General features: G+C 71.3%; 11 protein-coding genes. 8 read left to right on the top strand and 3 right to left on the bottom strand.

From position 1 onward, the window contains the following. Positions 1–52: 52 nt before the first annotated feature. Positions 53–2,380: a glycosyl hydrolase family 18 protein gene (locus OHA30_RS18100; protein ID WP_328914893.1), complete on the bottom strand. Its 2,328-nt coding sequence runs from the start codon at positions 2,378–2,380 to the stop codon at positions 53–55. Positions 2,381–2,728: 348 nt separating this feature from the next. Between OHA30_RS18100 and OHA30_RS18105 the strand changes: the two genes are divergently transcribed. After that, positions 2,729–4,255, top strand: coding sequence for a hypothetical protein (locus tag OHA30_RS18105; RefSeq protein WP_328914894.1), 1,527 nt, complete (start codon positions 2,729–2,731; stop codon positions 4,253–4,255). A 69-nt stretch (positions 4,256–4,324) separates the two neighbouring features. Here the strand turns inward: OHA30_RS18105 and OHA30_RS18110 are convergent, their stop codons facing one another. Beyond that, entirely contained in the window at positions 4,325–6,292 is a 1,968-nt protein-coding gene (locus tag OHA30_RS18110; protein ID WP_328914895.1) for a S53 family peptidase, read from the bottom strand. 646 nt (positions 6,293–6,938) lie between these two features. On the opposite strand from OHA30_RS18110, the gene OHA30_RS18115 reads away from it, so the two are divergent. The 4 genes from OHA30_RS18115 (at position 6,939) to OHA30_RS18130 (ending at position 13,937) form a co-directional block, all read left to right on the top strand. Continuing rightward, positions 6,939–10,070, top strand: coding sequence for a S53 family peptidase (locus OHA30_RS18115; RefSeq protein WP_328914896.1), 3,132 nt, complete (start codon positions 6,939–6,941; stop codon positions 10,068–10,070). 194 nt (positions 10,071–10,264) lie between these two features. After that, positions 10,265–11,647: an IS30 family transposase gene (locus OHA30_RS18120; protein WP_443045099.1), complete on the top strand. Its 1,383-nt coding sequence runs from the start codon at positions 10,265–10,267 to the stop codon at positions 11,645–11,647. Between the two features lie 272 nt (positions 11,648–11,919). After that, the gene (locus tag OHA30_RS18125) at positions 11,920–13,359 is read left to right on the top strand and encodes an FAD-dependent oxidoreductase (RefSeq protein WP_328914897.1); all 1,440 of its coding nucleotides are present in this window, start codon (positions 11,920–11,922) and stop codon (positions 13,357–13,359) included. Between the two features lie 110 nt (positions 13,360–13,469). Then, positions 13,470–13,937, top strand: a complete 468-nt coding sequence (locus OHA30_RS18130; RefSeq protein ID WP_328914898.1) for a hypothetical protein — start codon at positions 13,470–13,472, stop codon at positions 13,935–13,937. Positions 13,938–14,005: 68 nt separating this feature from the next. On the opposite strand, the gene OHA30_RS18135 is transcribed toward OHA30_RS18130, so the two are convergent. Next, entirely contained in the window at positions 14,006–14,182 is a 177-nt protein-coding gene (locus OHA30_RS18135; RefSeq protein ID WP_328914899.1) for a hypothetical protein, read from the bottom strand. Between the two features lie 201 nt (positions 14,183–14,383). Here OHA30_RS18135 and OHA30_RS18140 point away from each other — a divergent pair, with 201 nt between their 5' ends. From OHA30_RS18140 to OHA30_RS18150, 3 genes are all read left to right on the top strand, one after another. Further along, positions 14,384–15,214: a hypothetical protein gene (locus OHA30_RS18140; protein ID WP_328914900.1), complete on the top strand. Its 831-nt coding sequence runs from the start codon at positions 14,384–14,386 to the stop codon at positions 15,212–15,214. A 162-nt stretch (positions 15,215–15,376) separates the two neighbouring features. Next, positions 15,377–15,910 (top strand): flavoprotein, encoded by a 534-nt coding sequence (locus OHA30_RS18145; protein WP_328914901.1) that lies wholly within the window; start codon positions 15,377–15,379, stop codon positions 15,908–15,910. A 226-nt stretch (positions 15,911–16,136) separates the two neighbouring features. Then, on the top strand, positions 16,137–17,816 hold the full coding sequence (locus OHA30_RS18150; protein WP_328914902.1) for an LPXTG cell wall anchor domain-containing protein: 1,680 nt from the start codon (positions 16,137–16,139) through the stop codon (positions 17,814–17,816). Positions 17,817–17,840: the final 24 nt, after the last annotated feature.

The raw sequence follows: 17,840 nt of genomic DNA on the forward strand, positions 1-17,840 counted from the left end.
GCGGATCCGGTGGTCCTGATGTGTTCCGGTGGTGCGGTGGTACGGGACCGGGTCAGCCCAGGCTGTCGGTCATCGCGTGCAGCAGGGTGGCGGAGGAGTCGTCGTTCTCCAGGGAGAAGGCGAACATCCCGGCCAGGCCCTTGGACTTGGCGTAGGCGCCGCGGGCCTGGATGGCCTGCGGGTTGTCACCGGTCCAGAAGTTGGTGCCGTCGTAGATCCAGGCGCTCTCGGTCACTGGGTCCCAGTGGGTGTTCGCGGCCGTCGGGGTCAGCTCCTTCCAGGCGGCCAACCCCGCTTCCTGGCTGAGAGACTTGGCGGCGGTGGGCCCGGTGGCGGACTGGTAGAGGCCGTAGTCGGAGCCGGCCGGCACTCCGGTCCAGCCGCGCCAGTAGAAGGGGACGCCCAGCACCAGCTTCTTGGCCGGGAAGCCGCCGGGGATTCCGTACGCGGGCAGGCCCGTGGTGTAGGCGGCGACCGCGGTGTCGACGTTGTACTTGGCGTTGCCCGGGGTGATCGGCGTGGTCGGGTCGGCGGGGCTGTCGTGCAGCGGGTCCTGGTGGTTGGTGGGCCCGGTGGCGTCCCACGAGCCGTGCATGTCATAGGTCATGACGTCCGCGTAGTCCAGGTAGGCGCCGATCTTGTCGGTCTCCAGGTACGCGATCTTGTCCTGGCCGCTGGGCAGCGCGGCGGTGAGCAGGAAGTGCTTGCCCACCGTGGCGCCGTACGCGTCGAGCTGGGTGCGGAACTCCTTGAGCAGCAGCGTGAAGTTGGCCTTGTCGGCGGCCGAGTAGTGGTTGCCGGTGTGACCGCCGGGCGAGCCGGGGTACTCCCAGTCGATGTCGATGCCGTCGAAGAGCCCGGCCGCGGAGGCGACCCCGCCGGCCGCGTCACCCAGCACATTGGTCGGCAGGTTGCCCTTGAGGAACATGTCGACGCAGGAGGAGACCAGCGCCTTGCGGGAGGCGTCGGTGGCGGCCGCGTCCGAGAAGAACTTGGAGTAGGTCCAGCCGCCGAGCGACACGGTCAGCCGCAGGTTGGGGTACTTGGCCTTGAGCTGGCGCAGCTGGTTGAAGTTGCCCTTGAGCGGCTGCTCCCACTCGTCGCTCGTGCCGTCGACGCTGTCCCCCGAGGCGTAGTCGGCCTGGTAGTCGGCGTACGCGTCGCCCGCGCCGTCACCGGCGTTGGGGTCGTCCTCGTTGGACGCGTCGGACGCCTTGATCGCCTCGAAGCACTTGTGCGAGCTGGGGTCGATGTTCTCGAAGGCGTACGAGATCACGTCGAGCTTCGCCGCGGCGCCGCTGGTGCCGATCTGCTTGGGGAAGTACGCGTTCTCGTAGATCCCCCACTGGTCGAAGTACGCGGAGGCGTACGACGAAGTGGCGGGCGCCTGCGCGGTGGTGGCGGTCACGGCGGTGGACTGGCCGGAGGAGTGGCCCGAGATGTCGTAGCCCTGCACGGTGAAGGTATAGGTGGTGGCCGGGAGCAGCGAGGTGACGGCGACGGTGGTGCCCATCGAGGTCGCCACGATCTGGCCGCCCGCGTAGACCTTGTACGCCGGGACGTCGCCGTTCTCCGAACTGTCCGTGGACTTGTTCCAGTTGAGCACGATGGCGTTGTGCGTGACCTTGCCCGCCGTCAGCCCGGTGGGGGTGCTGACCTTGCCGTCGCCGGTCGGGCCGCCGGGGGGAGTGGTGGGCGGGGTGGTCGGCGGTGTCGTGGGAGGCGTGGTCGGGGGCGTGGTGGGGGGAGTCGTCGGCGGGGTGGTGGGCGGCGTGGTCGGAGGCGTTGTCGGCGGAGTGGTGGGAGGCGTGGTGGGCGGGGTGGTCGTACCGCCGCCCGGGCCGGTGAGGCTCAGGTCGTCCGCGTGGTAAGTGCCCTGGGCGTACCACCCGTGGGTGAAGACCGTCACGGACGTGGTGCCCGCACCTGTCGTGAACGACGTGGACAGCTGCGTCCAGTTGGTGGCGGCCGGCGTCCATGTACTGGCGTTGACCCCGGTGCCGGTGGCCCCGAGGTAGACATAGCTGCCCTGGACCCAGCCGGTCAGGGAGTACGCCGTGTTCGGCTGCACGGTCACGGTCTGCTGGCACTGCGCGGTGTCCCCGGCGGAGACGGCTCCGGCCAGCGCGTACGAACCGCTGTGGGCGGGGGTGTTGACGACCGAACCGGCGGCGCAGCTCCAGCCGCTCAGGGTGCCGGTCTCGAATCCCGGGTTGGCCAGCAGTTCCACGGCGGCGGCGGAGGCGCTGCCGGGTCCGACGGCGAGGGCGACACCCCCCGCGACGAGGGCGGCGGCCACGGTCAGCGCGCCGCCGCGCCGGGCCCGGCTCGCCCTGGCTTTCGTGGTCAACGGTCTTGCGGTGGTGGTGCTTTCGGGCATGGCTGATCCTCCGGCAAAGGTGGGGTTCCGGTGGGTGCGCGATCAGAAGCGACACATGGACATGTCACTCAGTCAGACATTGGACTGGACCAATATGCGTCGTCAAGGCCGGAGCCCAAGCTCGCCGAAATTTGGTGTAGACCAATTGTGGGGCCGGGGGCCTGTCGCGGCAGCGCCTCCCCGGTGCGGCCGGGTGTACCACTTTGCGCGCCGGCCGTCCCGTGCGCCGTCCGGCCGGGTTCGTGTGAGGGCTGCGCAACGCCCGTCGTTGTGGCGGCCGTTGGGATCGGCGGAGCCTTCGCCTCCGTGCTACGGTTGTTCGCTTTTTCGTTTGACTGGGGGGTTGATGTGCGACGTATTCCGGCACTTCTCGGGGCAGCGGCGGTCCTCACGCCGGTACTGCTGGTCAACGCGCCGTCCGCGGCGGCCGCGTCCAACTCACTGACCGTCACCACGCTGGGCCGTGACGGCACGAAGGTGACCACCGCTGTCCAGGCGTACAACACCAAGACGTTCAACCGGTACTACCTGACCAGCGGGAAGGCCAAGTCGCTGCCCAAGGGCACCTATGACGTGATCACCGACATCTGGAACACCCGCGACAGCACGGACACCCTCGGGGGCGCGCGGGTGACGGTCTCCGGCGCGGCCAAGCTGACCATCGACGCCCGCAAGGGCCGGCCCGTGAAGGCGTCGCTCAGCCCCAAGCCGCCGAGCGGTGACGCCCAGTGGCTCCGCGCGGAGGTGTGCGTCACCGACGGCCCGTCGATCCTGGCCTGGGCGGATCCGGGGAGCATGTACGTGATCCCCTCGTCCCTTTCCACCCTGGGGCTGGCCTACGGATCGACCTGGGGTACCGACAGGGGCGACGGCGACCAGTATCTGGTCATGGGCACCCACAAGAAGGGCCTGCCGAGCGGGGTCTCCACCACGTTCCGCCAGTCCGCGCTGGCCACGGTCAAGGTCACCGCGCGCAGCGGCCCTGTGACGGGCGAAGTCAGGATCGAACTGGACGGAGACCAGGGCAACCCCTGCGGGTGGGGCGTCCTGAATGTGTCCACCGACAGGTCGCTCCCCTACTCCTTCACCGCGCACGTGCCGCCGGGCAAGTGGGAGGTTCTGGAGAGCTCCCAGGACTTCGCCTACAACGACTGGCACACGTACAAGGCGGGCAAGAGCTACGGCGTGACCGTCAACCGCGCGGTGTGGGGGCCGGGCGGCGAACTGCCGTACACCTCGGGCTCGGGCCGGCTGTACCTCAACACGACACCGATGTTCGTGGACCCCAGCCTGACCTACGGCACGGACTACAAGGCGACCTACAAGCTCACCAAGGCGGGCAAGACCCTCTACACCAAGACGGCGGCCGGCTACGCCACGACCATGATCCCCGTGCTCAAGTCCGCCGGCTGGTACACGCTCGCCGTCTCGGCGACACGTCACCCCAGCCCCGGGCAGAAGCTGCCAGCCGGCTCGCTGTCCACCAAGTCGACGCTGAGCCTGCACTTCTACGCCGACGCCAAGAAGTCCGACCAGATCAGGGCGTATCTGACCCGCTTCACCCCGGCCGGCCTCTCCTCGTACAACCGGGCCAAGCCCGGCTCGACCACCACCGTGGCCCTCGGTATGCAGCGCAACAAGCCGCAGGACCATCTGGTGCACCGGCTCTCCGACTCAGTGAAGAAGGTGCAGGCGTGGTACTCCACGGACGCCGGCAAGACCTGGCACACCGCCAAGGTCAAGCACTCCGGCGGCGCCTGGTCCACCGCGGTCCACAACCCGAAGTCCGGTAGGGTCTCGCTCCGCTCCAAGGTCACCGACTCCCACAGTGACACGGCGACGACCACGGTCCTCAACGCCTACGCCATCGGCTGACCTTCGCCGGCGCGTGAGCGGGGCCCGGCGGTTGATCCGCCGGGCCCCGCTTGGTCGTTGTCGGGCGGGTTACCGGCCGAAGCCGAAGGAGAGCAGGTAGGAGAGGGTCGGGGAGCCGACGCCCGTGGCGTTGTCGAAGCCGCGGACCGCGTTGAGCGACGTGTCCTGGCCGAAGGCCACCAGCCGGACCGCCAGGGTGCCGTTGATGACACCGAAGTCGGCCACGTTGCTCAGCGGGACGTTGCTGCGCCGCGCCTGCTCGTCCACCACGTCGTGGAACAGGCCCGAGCGGGCGTAGATCGTCGGGTTGGCGAAGCCCAGCGCCCGGTGCCGGGCCTGGATCGCGTCGGCCTGCACCGCCGCGAACTCCGGGGACGAGACGCTGGTGCCGCCGTAGCCCGCCTCGCCGTACTCCCCGCCGTCGGTCAGCCCGACGAGCACCGAGGTGTACAGGTCGCCGTTCATCGCGACGTCCGGCGTGACGCGCTGCGCGGTCCTGCTCCTGGCGCCGGTCATCAGCGTGTGCGACAGCGTGCTGGGTACGACCCCGCGCTGGTAGGACGGCTGCGCGAAGTCCTCGCTGGTGCCGCCGCCACCGCCGAAGTAGAAGTGGCCCGGCAACGGGGTCCAGCTCGTGCCGTCCGCGGACAGGGCGGAGCGCTGCGTGCCCATGTCGGTCTCGAAGCCGTACCCGCCGCTCTTGCTCGACAGGCCGAGCGCGGTGCCGCCGACCGAGGTCACCCACGGGTCGGAGTCCGGCCAGTCGGCCTGCGCCCGGGTGGTGTCCGGCTGGCAGTTGGCGCCGGTCGAGGCGGCCGACGGGCTGCTGTCGCCGCAGTCGCCCGAGGAGAAGTTGACGCTGACGCCCTCGACCGCGGCCTGCTTGAAGACCTGCTCGTACGCGGCGATCTCCGACGCGCTGACGTCCGCGTCGTCCGTGGTGTGCATGATCTCGCCCCACGAGTTGGAGACGACATCGGCGAGGTGGTGGTCCACGATGGTGCTGATCGCGCTCAGCAGGTCGTCGTCGTTGCAGGAGTCCGCGCCGACGTAGACGACCTTGGCGTCGGGCGCGAGTCCGTGCGCCATCTCGACGTCCAGCGCCTCTTCGGACGCCCAGCCCTCGGGGCCGCCGCACAGGTCCTCGTCCGACCACTGGCCGGGGTGCACGATCTCGCTGTACTGCCCCGGCTTGAACGGCTTGTCGCCGTGGTTGACCGCGTACTGGTCGGCGTCCGCCAGCATGGTGGGGCTGCCGTACGCGTCCACGATGGCCACGGTCGCGCCCTTGCCGGTCAGCCCGGAGGCGGTGATGCCGTACGCCTTGCGCAGCTGCGAGGGGTAGAACGAGCACTGGTCGAACGGCACCGCGGAGTTGGTGTAGCCCGCCGGAGCGCCCTTGGCGATCTTCTCGCCCCAGTAGTCCGAGCAGGTGGCCGTCGTCGGCAGACCGGAGTCCGGCCCCTTGCCGCCGTCCGCCCGGGCGCCGCCGGTCTTGACCGAGTCCGGCCGCACCACATTGGTGCCGTGCGAGCTGAGCCCGGTCACCCCGCTGATCGCCGAGGAGACCGCGGCCGGGACCACGACGTCACGGGCGGGGGCGTGCCGCAGCTTGCCGGAGACGCGGTACTGGTGGATGCCGGTGCCGAACGCCTTGGTGAGCGCGGAGTTGGTGCCCTTGACCGTGATCGCGTGCTGGGTGACGCCCACGACGGTGAGCCCCGCGTCGGTCGCCCACTTCCGTACGGCCGCGATCTGCGCGTCGGTGGCGCCGAAGCGGGCCTCGAACGCGTCCGGGGCGAGGAACTCGCCGTAGCTCGCGCTGTCGGGGTCCGAGACGGCCGTCGCGTACGCGGTCAGGCCCGCGGGGTCCTGTCCCGCCAGATAGACGGTGCCGGTGATCTCGGTGCCGGCCGAGACCGTACCGGCGTCGGCGGACGCGGTGGCCCACGACGGGTGGCTGCCCGTGATGGTCTTGCCGGCCGGGGCGGGGGCGGTGGCCTGGGAGGGTCCCGCGAGCATCAGCGAGCCGGACACCAGGGCCAACGAGGCCGCCGCGACCACGACTACGCGGGCCCGCAGGGCACGGGGATTGTGTATGTCGGTAATGACGACTCCAACGTGAAGGTCCGTAGGGAGAGGTGCGTTGCCGTGCGCCGTGCACGCCCTTGGCGGGCGTCGGGCTGTAGTGTGCACGCCACGTGGGGACGGTGGGAACAGTGTGACGATGTCCTTAGTCGGACCTTTAACCGGCAGACAGGGATTTCAACGCGCTTGTGCCGGTTCGCAACCCACCTGGGCCAACGGGTGGCCGTTCTGACGTCGTATCAGTGGGAATCGGCTGGTTTCAGCCGGAATCAGCCGGTGCCGGGCCGGGCCTGCGGTGGGCGGATCTCCGCCCGGCGGCGCGCTCCCGTACCAAGAACGGGTAAATATCGCACACTTGACCGCCGTAGCGGCCGGCACAGCTGATACAAAACAATGCTGGCAGTTCACGGTGGGGAGGACTCCGCGTCCTCCCCGGGTGATACCGCCGGGGGGCTGCACAATCCGGCGCGGACCGCTTGTCCGCGCCTGGGGGGACCAACACTTCCGCGCCGCCGTGCTTCGTCACGGGCGGCGCCCTCCGGGGTACCGCCGCGCCCGCGCGGCCAGTTGACGCGGACCTCGAAGGAGACTGTGCATGGGCATATCTGCCCGCGATACGACATCCCGCACGCCGCGGGGGGCCGGCGCCTCCCGTACCCGCCACCGCCGGCCGCTGCTCGGCGGCGCGGTGGCCGTCACCACCCTGGCGATGGTCGCCGTGACCGCGCCCGCGGCCCTGGCCGACAGCGCGCCCGCCCCCGCGCCGCAGCGCGTCGGCGCGGCGCCGCACCTGCCGCGCGGCGCGGTGCGTACCGCCGCCCCGGCCGGTGACACCCCGATCGACCTGGGCGTGGTGCTCTCGCCGCGCGACCCGGCCGGGCTGAAGAAGTTCATCGCCGATGTGTCCACGCCCGGCTCCCCGCTCTACCACCACTACCTCGGCACGGGCGAGTTCGGCCCGGCCTTCGGCGCGAGCGCCGCCGAGGTGGACCGGGTGCGCACCGCCCTCAAGGCCCAGGGCCTGAGCACCGGGCCGCTGGAGGCCGACGGTCTGACCCTGCCGGTGCACACCACGGTCGGCGCCGCGGGGAAGGCTTTCCGTACCGGCTTCACCGGCTACCGGACCTCCGACGGCCGGCACGGGGTGGCCAACACCACCGCGCCCGCCGTCCAGGGCGACGTCGCCCACGCCATCCGCGGCGTCACCGGTCTGACCACGCTGGCCGAGGTGCGCCCGCACTTCACCGTGCACTCGAAGCCGAGGTCGCTGCGGGCCGACAGCGCCGGCGCCTCCGGCGGTACGGTCGCGCCTCGGGCGACGAGTAAGACGCCGGCCCTGTGCAGCGGTGTCAAGTCGCTGATGTCCACTTACCCCCCCAAGGCCGACACCAAGGAGTACTGGAGCGCGCGGACCCTCGCGACCGCGTACGGCATGGCCGACCAGCCGAACGTCGGTACCGGTGTGAGCGTCGGCATCTTCGAGCTGGAGGACTACAGCACCAAGGACATCGCCGCCTACCAGTCCTGCTACGGCACCAAGGTGTCGGTCAGCGCGGTCAAGGTGGACGGCGGCCCGAAGGTGAAGCCGGACTACCGCACCGGCTTCGGCTCGGAGTCCGCGCTCGACATCGAGGACCTGATCGGTCTCGTCCCGCAGGCGTCCCTGCTGGTCTACCAGGGCCCGGACGTCGTGGACGCCAAGGGCAACCCGGTCGCCACCTCGAAGAACGTGCTCGACGTCTACGCCAAGATGGTGAACGACAACCGGGTCCAGGTGATCTCCACCAGCTGGGGCAGCTGCGAACTCGACACCGACGACACGTTCATGGACGCCGAGAACCTGATCTTCCAGCAGGCGGCGGCCCAGGGCCAGACGGTCACGGCCGCGGCCGGTGACGACGGCTCCACCGACTGCCTGGCCGACGCCTGGGACGACGACGGCGACGGGATCAACGACAACCCGAACACCACCGCGCTGTCCGTCGACGACCCGGCGGGCCAGCCGTACGTGCTCGGCGTCGGCGGAACCACCATGCCCGGCGCCCACGGCACGAGCGAGAGCACCTGGAACAGCGAGGGCGGCGCCACCGGCGGCGGTGTCTCCCACCACTTCGCGCTCGACGCCCTCCACGGCTACCAGGCGGGCGTGGACGGTTCCGGCTACAACGACGCCTGCCAGGCGGCCCCGGACACCAAGTGCCGCCAGGTCCCGGACGTGGCGGCGCTCGCCGACCCGGACACCGGCTATCTGATCGCCAACGGCCAGGCATCGGACGGCGGCCAGTACTGGGCCGTCTTCGGCGGCACCAGCGGCGCGTCGCCGACCTGGGCGGCCCTGATCGCCCAGGCCGACCTCGATCTGTCCTGCGCGGCGGGCGGCCCGGTGGGCTTCGTCAACCCGGCGCTGTACAAGCTGCCCGCGACCGCCTTCCGTGACATCACCGAGGGCGAGAACTACCTGCCGGAGACCGGGGCCCAGCCGTACGGCTCCTATCCGGCGGGCGCCGGGTACGACCTCACCACCGGCCTCGGCACCCCGCACGCGCGCAGCGTCATCCCGGCGCTGTGCAAGGCGGTACCGCAGTCGGCGGCGGGCACCTTCACCTCGGTGAAGCCGACCCGTCTGCTGGACACCCGGTCCAAGGTCGGCGTCTCCACCAAGACCCCGGTCAAGGCCAAGGCCACGGTCACCCTGCGGATCGCGGGCAACAAGCTCGCGTCGATCCCGGCCTCGGGCGTCACCGCGGTCGTGCTCAACACCACCGCGGTCTCCCCGACCGCGTCCGGGTATCTGGTCGCCTACCCCGGTGGCACGACCCGGCCCACCTCGGCCAATGTGAACTGGGCCAAGGGGCGGACCGTCGCGGACCTCGCCGTGGTGCCGGTCGGCGCCGACGGCACGGTGAAGCTGTACAGCTCCAGTTCGGGCACGGTGCACCTGGTCGCCGACGTCTTCGGCTACTTCTCCACGGCGGCCGGCGGCGCCACCTACCACCCGGCGGGCCCGGCCCGGGTGCTGGACACCCGGTCCAAGACCGGGGTCTCCACCAAGACCCCGATCAAGGCCAAGGCCACGGTCGCGCTGAAGGTCGCGGGCGTCGGCGGGGTCCCGGCCAAGGGCGCGAAGGCGGTCGTGCTCAACGTCACGGTCACCGGACCGACCGCGTCCGGCCATCTGACCGCCTACCCCGGCGGTACGACCCGGCCCAGCTCGTCGAACCTCAACTGGGTCAAGGGCCAGACCGTCCCGAACCTCGTCGTGGTGCCGGTCGGCAGCAACGGCAAGGTGAACCTGTACAACGGGAGTTCGGGCAAGGCGCACTTCGTGGCGGATGTCTTCGGCTACTACTCGGCCGGCACCACGGGCGCGAGCTTCCACGCCGCGGGACCGCACCGGGTGCTCGACACCCGGTCGGGGATCGGCGCGTCGAAGACCGCCGTCCTGAAGTCGTCCGGCACGCTGGCGCTGAACCTCAACGACGGCAACGTCCTGGCCCACGCCAAGGCGGTCGTGCTCAATGTGACGGTCACGCACAGCACGGCCGCCGCGTATCTCACCGTCTGGCCGGACAGCAAGAAGCGGCCCAGCTCGTCCAGCCTCAACTGGGCCAAGGGGCAGACCGTCGCCAATCTGGTCACCGTGCCGGTGGTCAACGGCAAGGTCGACTTCCATGTCAGCAAGGGTTCGGTGGACGTGATCGCCGATCTCTTCGGCTACTACGCCTGAGCGGCCGGGCGGTCCGTCGACCTGACGGGCCGTACGACCTGACGGGCCGTCCGGCCGGGTGGTCCGCCTGATCCGGCTGATCCGGCTGTATTCGGCTGTTGTCGTCGGTGGACCGCGAAGGTTCCGCCCCGTGCCATTTCGGCGGGTTCTATTGATCCCCGCAACACCCTGGAGTTCAGGGAGTTGCGGGGATCGTGGATTTCGAGGTGCTGAAGGCGGTGTTCTTCGAGGCGCTGGACAGGGAGAACGGCAGCATCACCGCTGCGGCTCGTGCAGTGGGAATGAACCGCAGCACGGCGTTCGGGTGGGCACGCCAGGCCGGAATCCGTGGTCTCGGCAGGCCTCGCAGGCCCGGCCACCCCGGTCGGGCGGAGTACGAGCGGCTGCGTGCTGCGGGAGTCCGGCGCCGTGATGCAGCCGCGCAGGCCGGCGTCCATGAGCGCACCGCTGAGGACTGGGACCGCGGTATCCGGCAGATCGGCCACTCGCGCCTGCACCCTGACGGGCGCCGCATCGACTACAAGACCGGTGTGACCAGCATCGCCGCCACCGCTTCGGAGTCGTCCCTCGCAACGGTCGAGGCCGAGCTGCACCCCAGATTCCTCACGGTGACCGAGCGGGAGCTGATCGCCGATCTGCACCGTGAAGGCCGGTCGCTGCGCGCGATCGGACGGGCACTGGGCCGGCCGGCATCCACGGTCAAGCGCGAGATCGACGCCCGGTCGGTCGATGGCTTCTACCGGCCGCACCGGGCCCAGCGGGCATGGGCGAGGAGCCGGTCGCGCCCCAAGGACTCCAAGCTCGCCCAGGACGGCCCGCTCCGCCGGTCCGTCGCGGACAAGCTGCAGGAACAGTGGTCGCCCGAGCAGATCTGTCACGCTCTGGTCATCGAGTTCCCCGACGACGAGAGCATGCGCGTGAGCCCGGAAACGATCTATCAGGCGATCTACGTCCAGGCCCGTGGCGGGCTGCGCCGCGAGGTCGCGGCAGCGCTGCGCACCGGGCGCACTCGCCGCAAGCCGCACCGCAGCCCGGACCGGCGCACGCGCCGGTTCGTCGACGAGATGGTGATGATCTCCGAGCGTCCTGCCGAGGTCGAGGACCGGGCGGTGCCCGGCCACTGGGAGGGCGATCTGATCGTCGGCCCCCGCAGCGAGAGCGCGATCGTCACTTTGGTCGAGCGCTCCACTCGCTACGTCATGCTCGGGCATCTGCCCGGCGGGCATACCGCCGAGGAGGTCCGCGACGTGCTGGTGCCCTTGATCCAGACCCTGCCCGGGCACCTGCGAGGCTCACTGACCTGGGACCAGGGCTGCGAGATGGCCGCGCACAAGCAGTTCACCGTGGCCACGGGAGTGCCGGTCTACTTCTGCGACCCGCACTCACCCTGGCAGCGCGGATCGAACGAGAACACCAACGGCCTGCTACGGCAGTACTTCCCCAAGAGTACCGACCTGTCCGTGCACAACCCCGAAGACCTTGAACACGTCGCCCAGCAACTCAACGGCCGGCCACGCAAAACGCTCGGCTGGAAAACCCCAGCCGAGCGCCTGCGTGATCTACTGACGACCACGTAGACCATCAGGTGTTGCGAGGACCCCAAGAATCCGCCATTCGTGGCGCGGGGCGGAGCCGTTTCCGCGGCCCGCCCGCCGCCGGGGACGTCCCGTCGGCCCGGCGCGCGGGTTGCCTCGATCGAGTGAAGCGCGCCTGTGGGCGACCACCCCGCGAGCACGGCAAACCGCCCGTACGGGCGATGGGCGTCCTTGCCGCCGCCGCTGCCCCGGTGCGACCGTGAGCCCGGGCCGGCCGTGCGTCGGTGCCCGTCCACCGACACCCGGGAGGTCCCATGCCATCGAACAGCGGACGTCATCCGTCCGGCGGCGGAGCCGGCGGCCGTACCGGCGGCCGGGCCGTCGTCATCGGCGGCAGCCTGACCGGCATGCTCGCCGCCGCGGCCCTGTCCACGACCATGGCCGAGGTGACGGTCGTGGAGCGGCACGAGTTACCCGGCGGCCCGGAGCCGAGGCAGGGCGTACCGCAGGCCCGCCACGCCCACCTGCTCTGGTCGGGCGGCGCCCGGGCCGTCGAGCAGATGCTGCCCGGCGTCACCGAGCGTCTGCTCGGCGCGGGCGCCCGCCGGATCGCCGTACCCGCCGACCTGGTGATGATGACCTCCGGCGGCTGGCTCACCCGCTTCCCCGAGCACCAGTTCTTCCTCGCGTGCAGCCGCGACCTGATCGACTGGGCCGTACGCGACCTCGCGACCGCCCACCCGTCCGTCCGTACCCTCCCCGGCGCCACGGTCCTCGGGCTGCGCGGCACCTCGGCGCGTGTCTCCGGCGTCGCCGTCCGTACGCAGCAAGGCGACCAGGTGCTGGACGCCGATCTCGTGGTCGACGCCGGCGGCCGGGCCTCCGCCACCCCGCAGTGGCTGGCGGACCTCGGGCTGCCGCCGGTACGCACCCAGGTGGTCGACGCCGGGCTCGGGTACGCCACCAGGCTCTTCCGCGCCCCGGCCGGCACCGAGACGTTCCCCGCCGTCAACATCCAGGCCGACCCCCGCCTGCCGGTCCCCGGGCTGAACGGGACGCTGCTGCCCATCGAGGGCGGCCGGTGGATCGTGACGCTCTCCGGCACCCGAGGCGGCCGTCCCACCGCGGACGCCGACTCCTTCGAGACCTTCGCCCGCAGCCTGCGCCACCCGGTCATCGGCGAACTCATCGCGCGCGCCGAACCCCTCGGCGACGTCGTCGTCTCGCACAGCACCGTCAACCAGCGCCGGCTGTACGAGAAGATGCCCGCCTGGCCCGAGGGTCTGGTGGTCGTCGGCGACGCGCTGGCCACGTACAACCCGCTGTACGGCCACGGGATGTCGGTCGCCGCGCAGCACGCCCTGGTGCTGCGCCGCGAGACGCTGCGGCGGCCCGGCGCGGGGCTGGCCCGGCGGGTGCAGACCGCCGCGGCCCGGGCCGTGACCCCCGCGTGGGCGCTGGCCAGCAGCCAGGATCTGCGCTTCCCGGGGGCGGAGGGCGAGCGTCCGGGGGCGGCCGCCGCCGTCATGAGCCGCTACACCGACCGGCTGATGTTCACCGCGACCCGCAGGACGACGGTCGGGCGCGCGCTCTTCGACGTGATGAGCCTGTCCTCGTCGCAGAACGCCCTGGTCCGCCCGGACGTCCTGGCCACCGCCCTCGCCCCGGCCCGCTTCACCCCGATGCCCGACCCGCCCTTCACCCCGGCGGAACTCGCCACGCTCCCCGCTCCCCGGTCAGAACCGACCCCGTGACCGGGTGAGGGCATCACGGGGGCGCGTCACGGGGGGTTCGGGGCGCGTCGCGGGTGCTTTGGGGCGCGTCGCGGGTGTTTTGGGACGGACATACCGGGCACCCGCTCGCCATGATGCGAACCCTGGTACGCGGCGCGCTCGCCGGAGCCGCCGGGACGACCGCCCTGAACGCCGTCACCTACGCGGACATGGCCGTACGCGGCAGACCGTCCAGCAGCGCGCCCGAGGACACGGTCGACACCCTCGCCGCCAAGGCGGGACTCGACGTCCCCGGCGAGGGCGAGACACGGGAGAGCCGGCTGACCGGGCTCGGCGCGCTGTCCGGCATCGCCGTGGGAACGGGCGTGGGCACGGCGGTCGCCGTGATGCGCGCGGCCGGCGTACGGATGCCGCTGTGGGCGGGCGGTGCGCTCGTCGGCGCCCTGGCCATGGCGGCGACGGATCTGCCGATGGCCCGTCTGCGGATCAGCGATCCCCGCACCTGGTCCACGGCCGACTGGGTCTCCGACGCCGTGCCCCACCTGATCTACGGCCTGGTCACGTACGGCATGGTCCGCACGGCCGAGCGCCGCGCGTAGCCCCACGGGGGTTGCCGACGGCCGCGTCCGAACCGGGCGCGGGCCCACCGCCCCCGGGAAGTCGGGCGCTACAGCGCGTTACGGGTCAGCCACTCGTTCGGGTCGTATGTGTCCCTGGTGGGGTCGGGGACCTCCGCGGGGACCTCGACCACCGTGTCCTCGGGACGGATCCGCTCCGGCAGCGTGCCGAACCGGGCCTGCCGCGCCACCTCTGCGGCGTCCTGGACCTTCTTCACGTCGGGCATCCCGTCGCCTCCTTCTGTCGGCTTGTCCTGCACAACGACCGGCGGAAGGCCCCTGTTCCGCGCGCTCGGTGAGGGCGCCGGCCGTGCCGCCGTACGTGGTGTGCCGCCGGGTTGCCGCCCGGCAGTATTTCGTGTGGTCAGACCGTTTCTGCCGCCCGCCCCCGCCCGTAGAGTGTCGGCATCAGGGGTGAGGGGGCTGATGTGATAACCGAGCCGGAGATGTGGGAGGAACCCGGGCCGAGCCTGCCCGGGGACCTGCTGAGCGGGGTCGACCGCCCGCCTCCGCCCCCGTCCCCGTCCCCGGAGTACCTGAGCGGGGCCGACCGTCCGCCGCCGACCCCCGGCACCGAACGGCGTCGCCGGTGGATGTGGGCGCTCGGCGGTGTCGTCGCCGCCTCCGCGCTCTGGGCGACCGTGCTCAACGGCACGGGCTACGGCCGTACCCCGGCCCCCGACCTGCACGGATACCACCTCGGCGGGACCCCCTGCACCTCCGTGAACCTCGCACCGCTCACCGACGCGCTGGCCGGCGGAACCTTCGGGTCGGAGCCCGCGACCGTTCGGGAGGGCCCGGCCCTCGACCACGCCTACTGCACGATGACCTCCACCAGTTCCCATGGGGACGGCTGGTTCACCTGGTACGTCATCACGGTCACCGTCGACCTGCACAAGAAGACCGACCCCCGGGTCGAGTTCGAGGACACCTATGACGCCCCGGACGCCTCGCCCACGTTGCAGGAGATCTCCGGCTACTTCATCAGGCCCTCCGCCGACGCCGTGACCAAGCCCTACCCCGGCCTCGGCGACCTGGCCTACGCCACCAGCGGCAAGACCCACCAGAGCCTCGCCGTACTGCACGGCGGCGCGGTCGTCTACCTCACCGTCGACTCGGGTTTCTCCTGGGAGCGCACCGATGACCCCCCGGCCCACGCCGACGGCTCACCGCAGCGGCCTCCTTTGGCGGACACCACCCGGCTGAAGCCGGACCTCCCCAGGACCGTGCGTCATCTGATGAGCGTGCTGTCGAGCTGACGCTTCGGGTGCGCTGACGCGTCGTGCGCGGGGCGGCTTACGCGAAGGGGCTTACGCGAGGGGGCTCACGCGAGGCGGCTCGAAGGTGCGGGCGGCGGGCGGGACCGGCGTCGTACGCTGCCGTGACCGTATGACTTTCGCCCGTGAGTGGGGGGTGCCCGCGTGAGTGGTGAGCCGAAGAGGCCGTTTCTGTACGTCGTGGTGTGCGCGGCCGGGGTGGCGGGTGAGGTCGACCGGCTGATCACGGCGGCCCAGGGACGGGGTTGGGACGTCGGCGTGGTGGCCACCCCGCTCGCGCTCGGCTTCATCGACCAGGCCGCGGTCGAGGCGCGGACCGGCTACCCGATCCGCTCGGCCTGGCGGAAGCCCGGGGACGTACGGCCGCTGCCGCCGCCGGACGCCATCGCGGTGGCCCCGGCGACGTTCAACACGATCAACAAGTGGGCGGCGGGCATCGCGGACACGCTCGCGCTGGGCATCCTGTGCGAGGCGTACGGGCTCGGCGTCCCGATCGCCGTACTGCCCGCCGTGAACCGGGCGATGGCCGCGCACCCCGCGTACGCGGACAGCCTGGCGCGGCTGCGGGCGATGGGCGTGCGGTTCCCCTTCGCCGCGGACGAGGTGCGGGGGCCCGATCGGGCGCCGGAGAGGGCCGGTTTCCGCTGGGAGGACGCGCTGGAACTGCTGGCCCGCTGAGGGGAGCCGGCGCGCTGGACCGCCGGCCCGCTGAGGGGAGTTGACGCGCTGGGCCGCCGGCCCGCTGGGGGAGTTGACGCGCTGAACTGCCTTACCGCCGACGGGAGTTGCGGCGCGCTCACTTTCGGCCGACCGGTGACCGGAAGTGCGCCGATCTGGCTGGTTTACCACCTGACCCTTGGCGGGAGCACCACAACCTTGGCCGGGTTCGGTTGGTCTCACAGGCATGATGACTCGAAGACGATTGTTCACGTGGGGGGCCGCGGGATGCCTGGCCGCCTGGACGCTGCTCGGCGGTGCCGGAGCGGCAGGGGCCGCGGACGCCACGGCTGATCTCAGTGTGTCGGTGCCGGCCCAGTTCTTCGTCACGGTGCCGGCCACCTCGGACTACACGCTGTACGTGGTGGAACTGATGGCTCTGGACGACGCGCAGCACGTGGTCAGGGCCAAGAACGTGGTGCTCACCGCCGATGTCGGGTCGCTCACCGGCAAGGTCCAGATCAAGCCGGAGATCGGCTGCAAGGCCAAGGGCACGGTCATCACCTGCAAGGAGTACTCGTTCACGGGCGGCAACGAGGTGTTCCCGTTCAGTGTCCGGCAGGCCCCCGGCGCGAAGGTCGGCAGCAGCGGGAAGGTCACCTTCACCGTCACCGCGGACAACGCGCCCACGGTCACGGCCACCAGCACGCTCGTCGTGGGCGGCCCGAAGCTGCTGAGCCGCACCCAACCGGCCATCAAGGGAGTCGCACCGCTGGGCCACTTCGCGCTCACCCCGGGGTTCAAGAACACCGGCGACCTGCCCGCCCACGGCGTCGGCGTCGTGCTGAGCGGCACCGACAGCATGCTGCTGCCCCGTAAGTACGACAACTGCCACTACATAGGCCCTGACACCCCGCAGCAGAGGGGTGACTTCTACTGTCTCTTCCCGGACGTCACCGTCGCGCCCGGCCAGAGCTACGAGTTCGCCGAGCCGCTGTCCTACAAGGCCGACACCATACTGATGTACGGGCGGATCCAGTACTTCGCCTGGGCGCTCGACGGCCCCACTCAGCCGGGCCTCGACCTGGGTCACTACCAGATACCCGGCACCGGCCCGGCGCTCGGCCTGAAGTCGACCACGGCCGGTCCGTTCGCCTCCGGCGGCGGATTCGTCGAGATCTCCACCACCCAGCACGCCGATTACGAGGCGACCGGGGCGACGATCAAGGGCGCGGTCGGCCAGACCGTCAGCTTCTCCGTCAGCGTCCACAACAACGGCCCGGGCACCATGCAGTTGATGGACTACCCCGGCGACAAGACCGGGACCGTGAAGATCACCATCCCGGCCGGCCTCACGGTCGTCGGTGTCCCCCGTGTGGGGGAAGTGAAGGTGTGCGACCCGGCCGGCAGAACGTACACCTGCGTTCTCGACGAGACCTTCTACACGGGTGACCACGAGTCCTTCGGCTTCGCGGTGCGTATCGACAAGGTCGTCGCGGGCGCTAAGGGCACGGTGACGGCCTCGGGCCGCGCCGACTACCCCAACCGTGACAACGTCCCGTCCAACGACTCTGCGCCCATCCTCGTGGAGGCCACGGGCGGGTCCGGTGGTTCGGGTTCGGGTTCGGGCGGTTCGAGTTCGGGCGGCTCGGGTTCGGGCGGCTCGGCCGGGTCCGCCGGTTCCGGTGGCTCGACGACCGGCGGCGGTACGTCCACGGCCGGGGGCTCGACCGGCTCGACCTCGGGTTCCGGGGGCGTCACCGGGGGTACGGCCACGGCCGGGGGCACGACCTCGGGCGACGGTTCCCTTGCCGCCACCGGCTCCAGCAGCACGGTGCCGGCGGCCGCACTGTCGGCCGCGGCGCTCCTCACCGGCACGGCCGTCCTCCTCGTCGTCCGCCGTCGGCGGACGCGCACCGGAATGTGACCCCACGACGGCCGCGGCGACGCC

Source organism: Streptomyces sp. NBC_00223 (assembly GCF_036199905.1).
Lineage (GTDB): Bacteria > Actinomycetota > Actinomycetes > Streptomycetales > Streptomycetaceae > Actinacidiphila.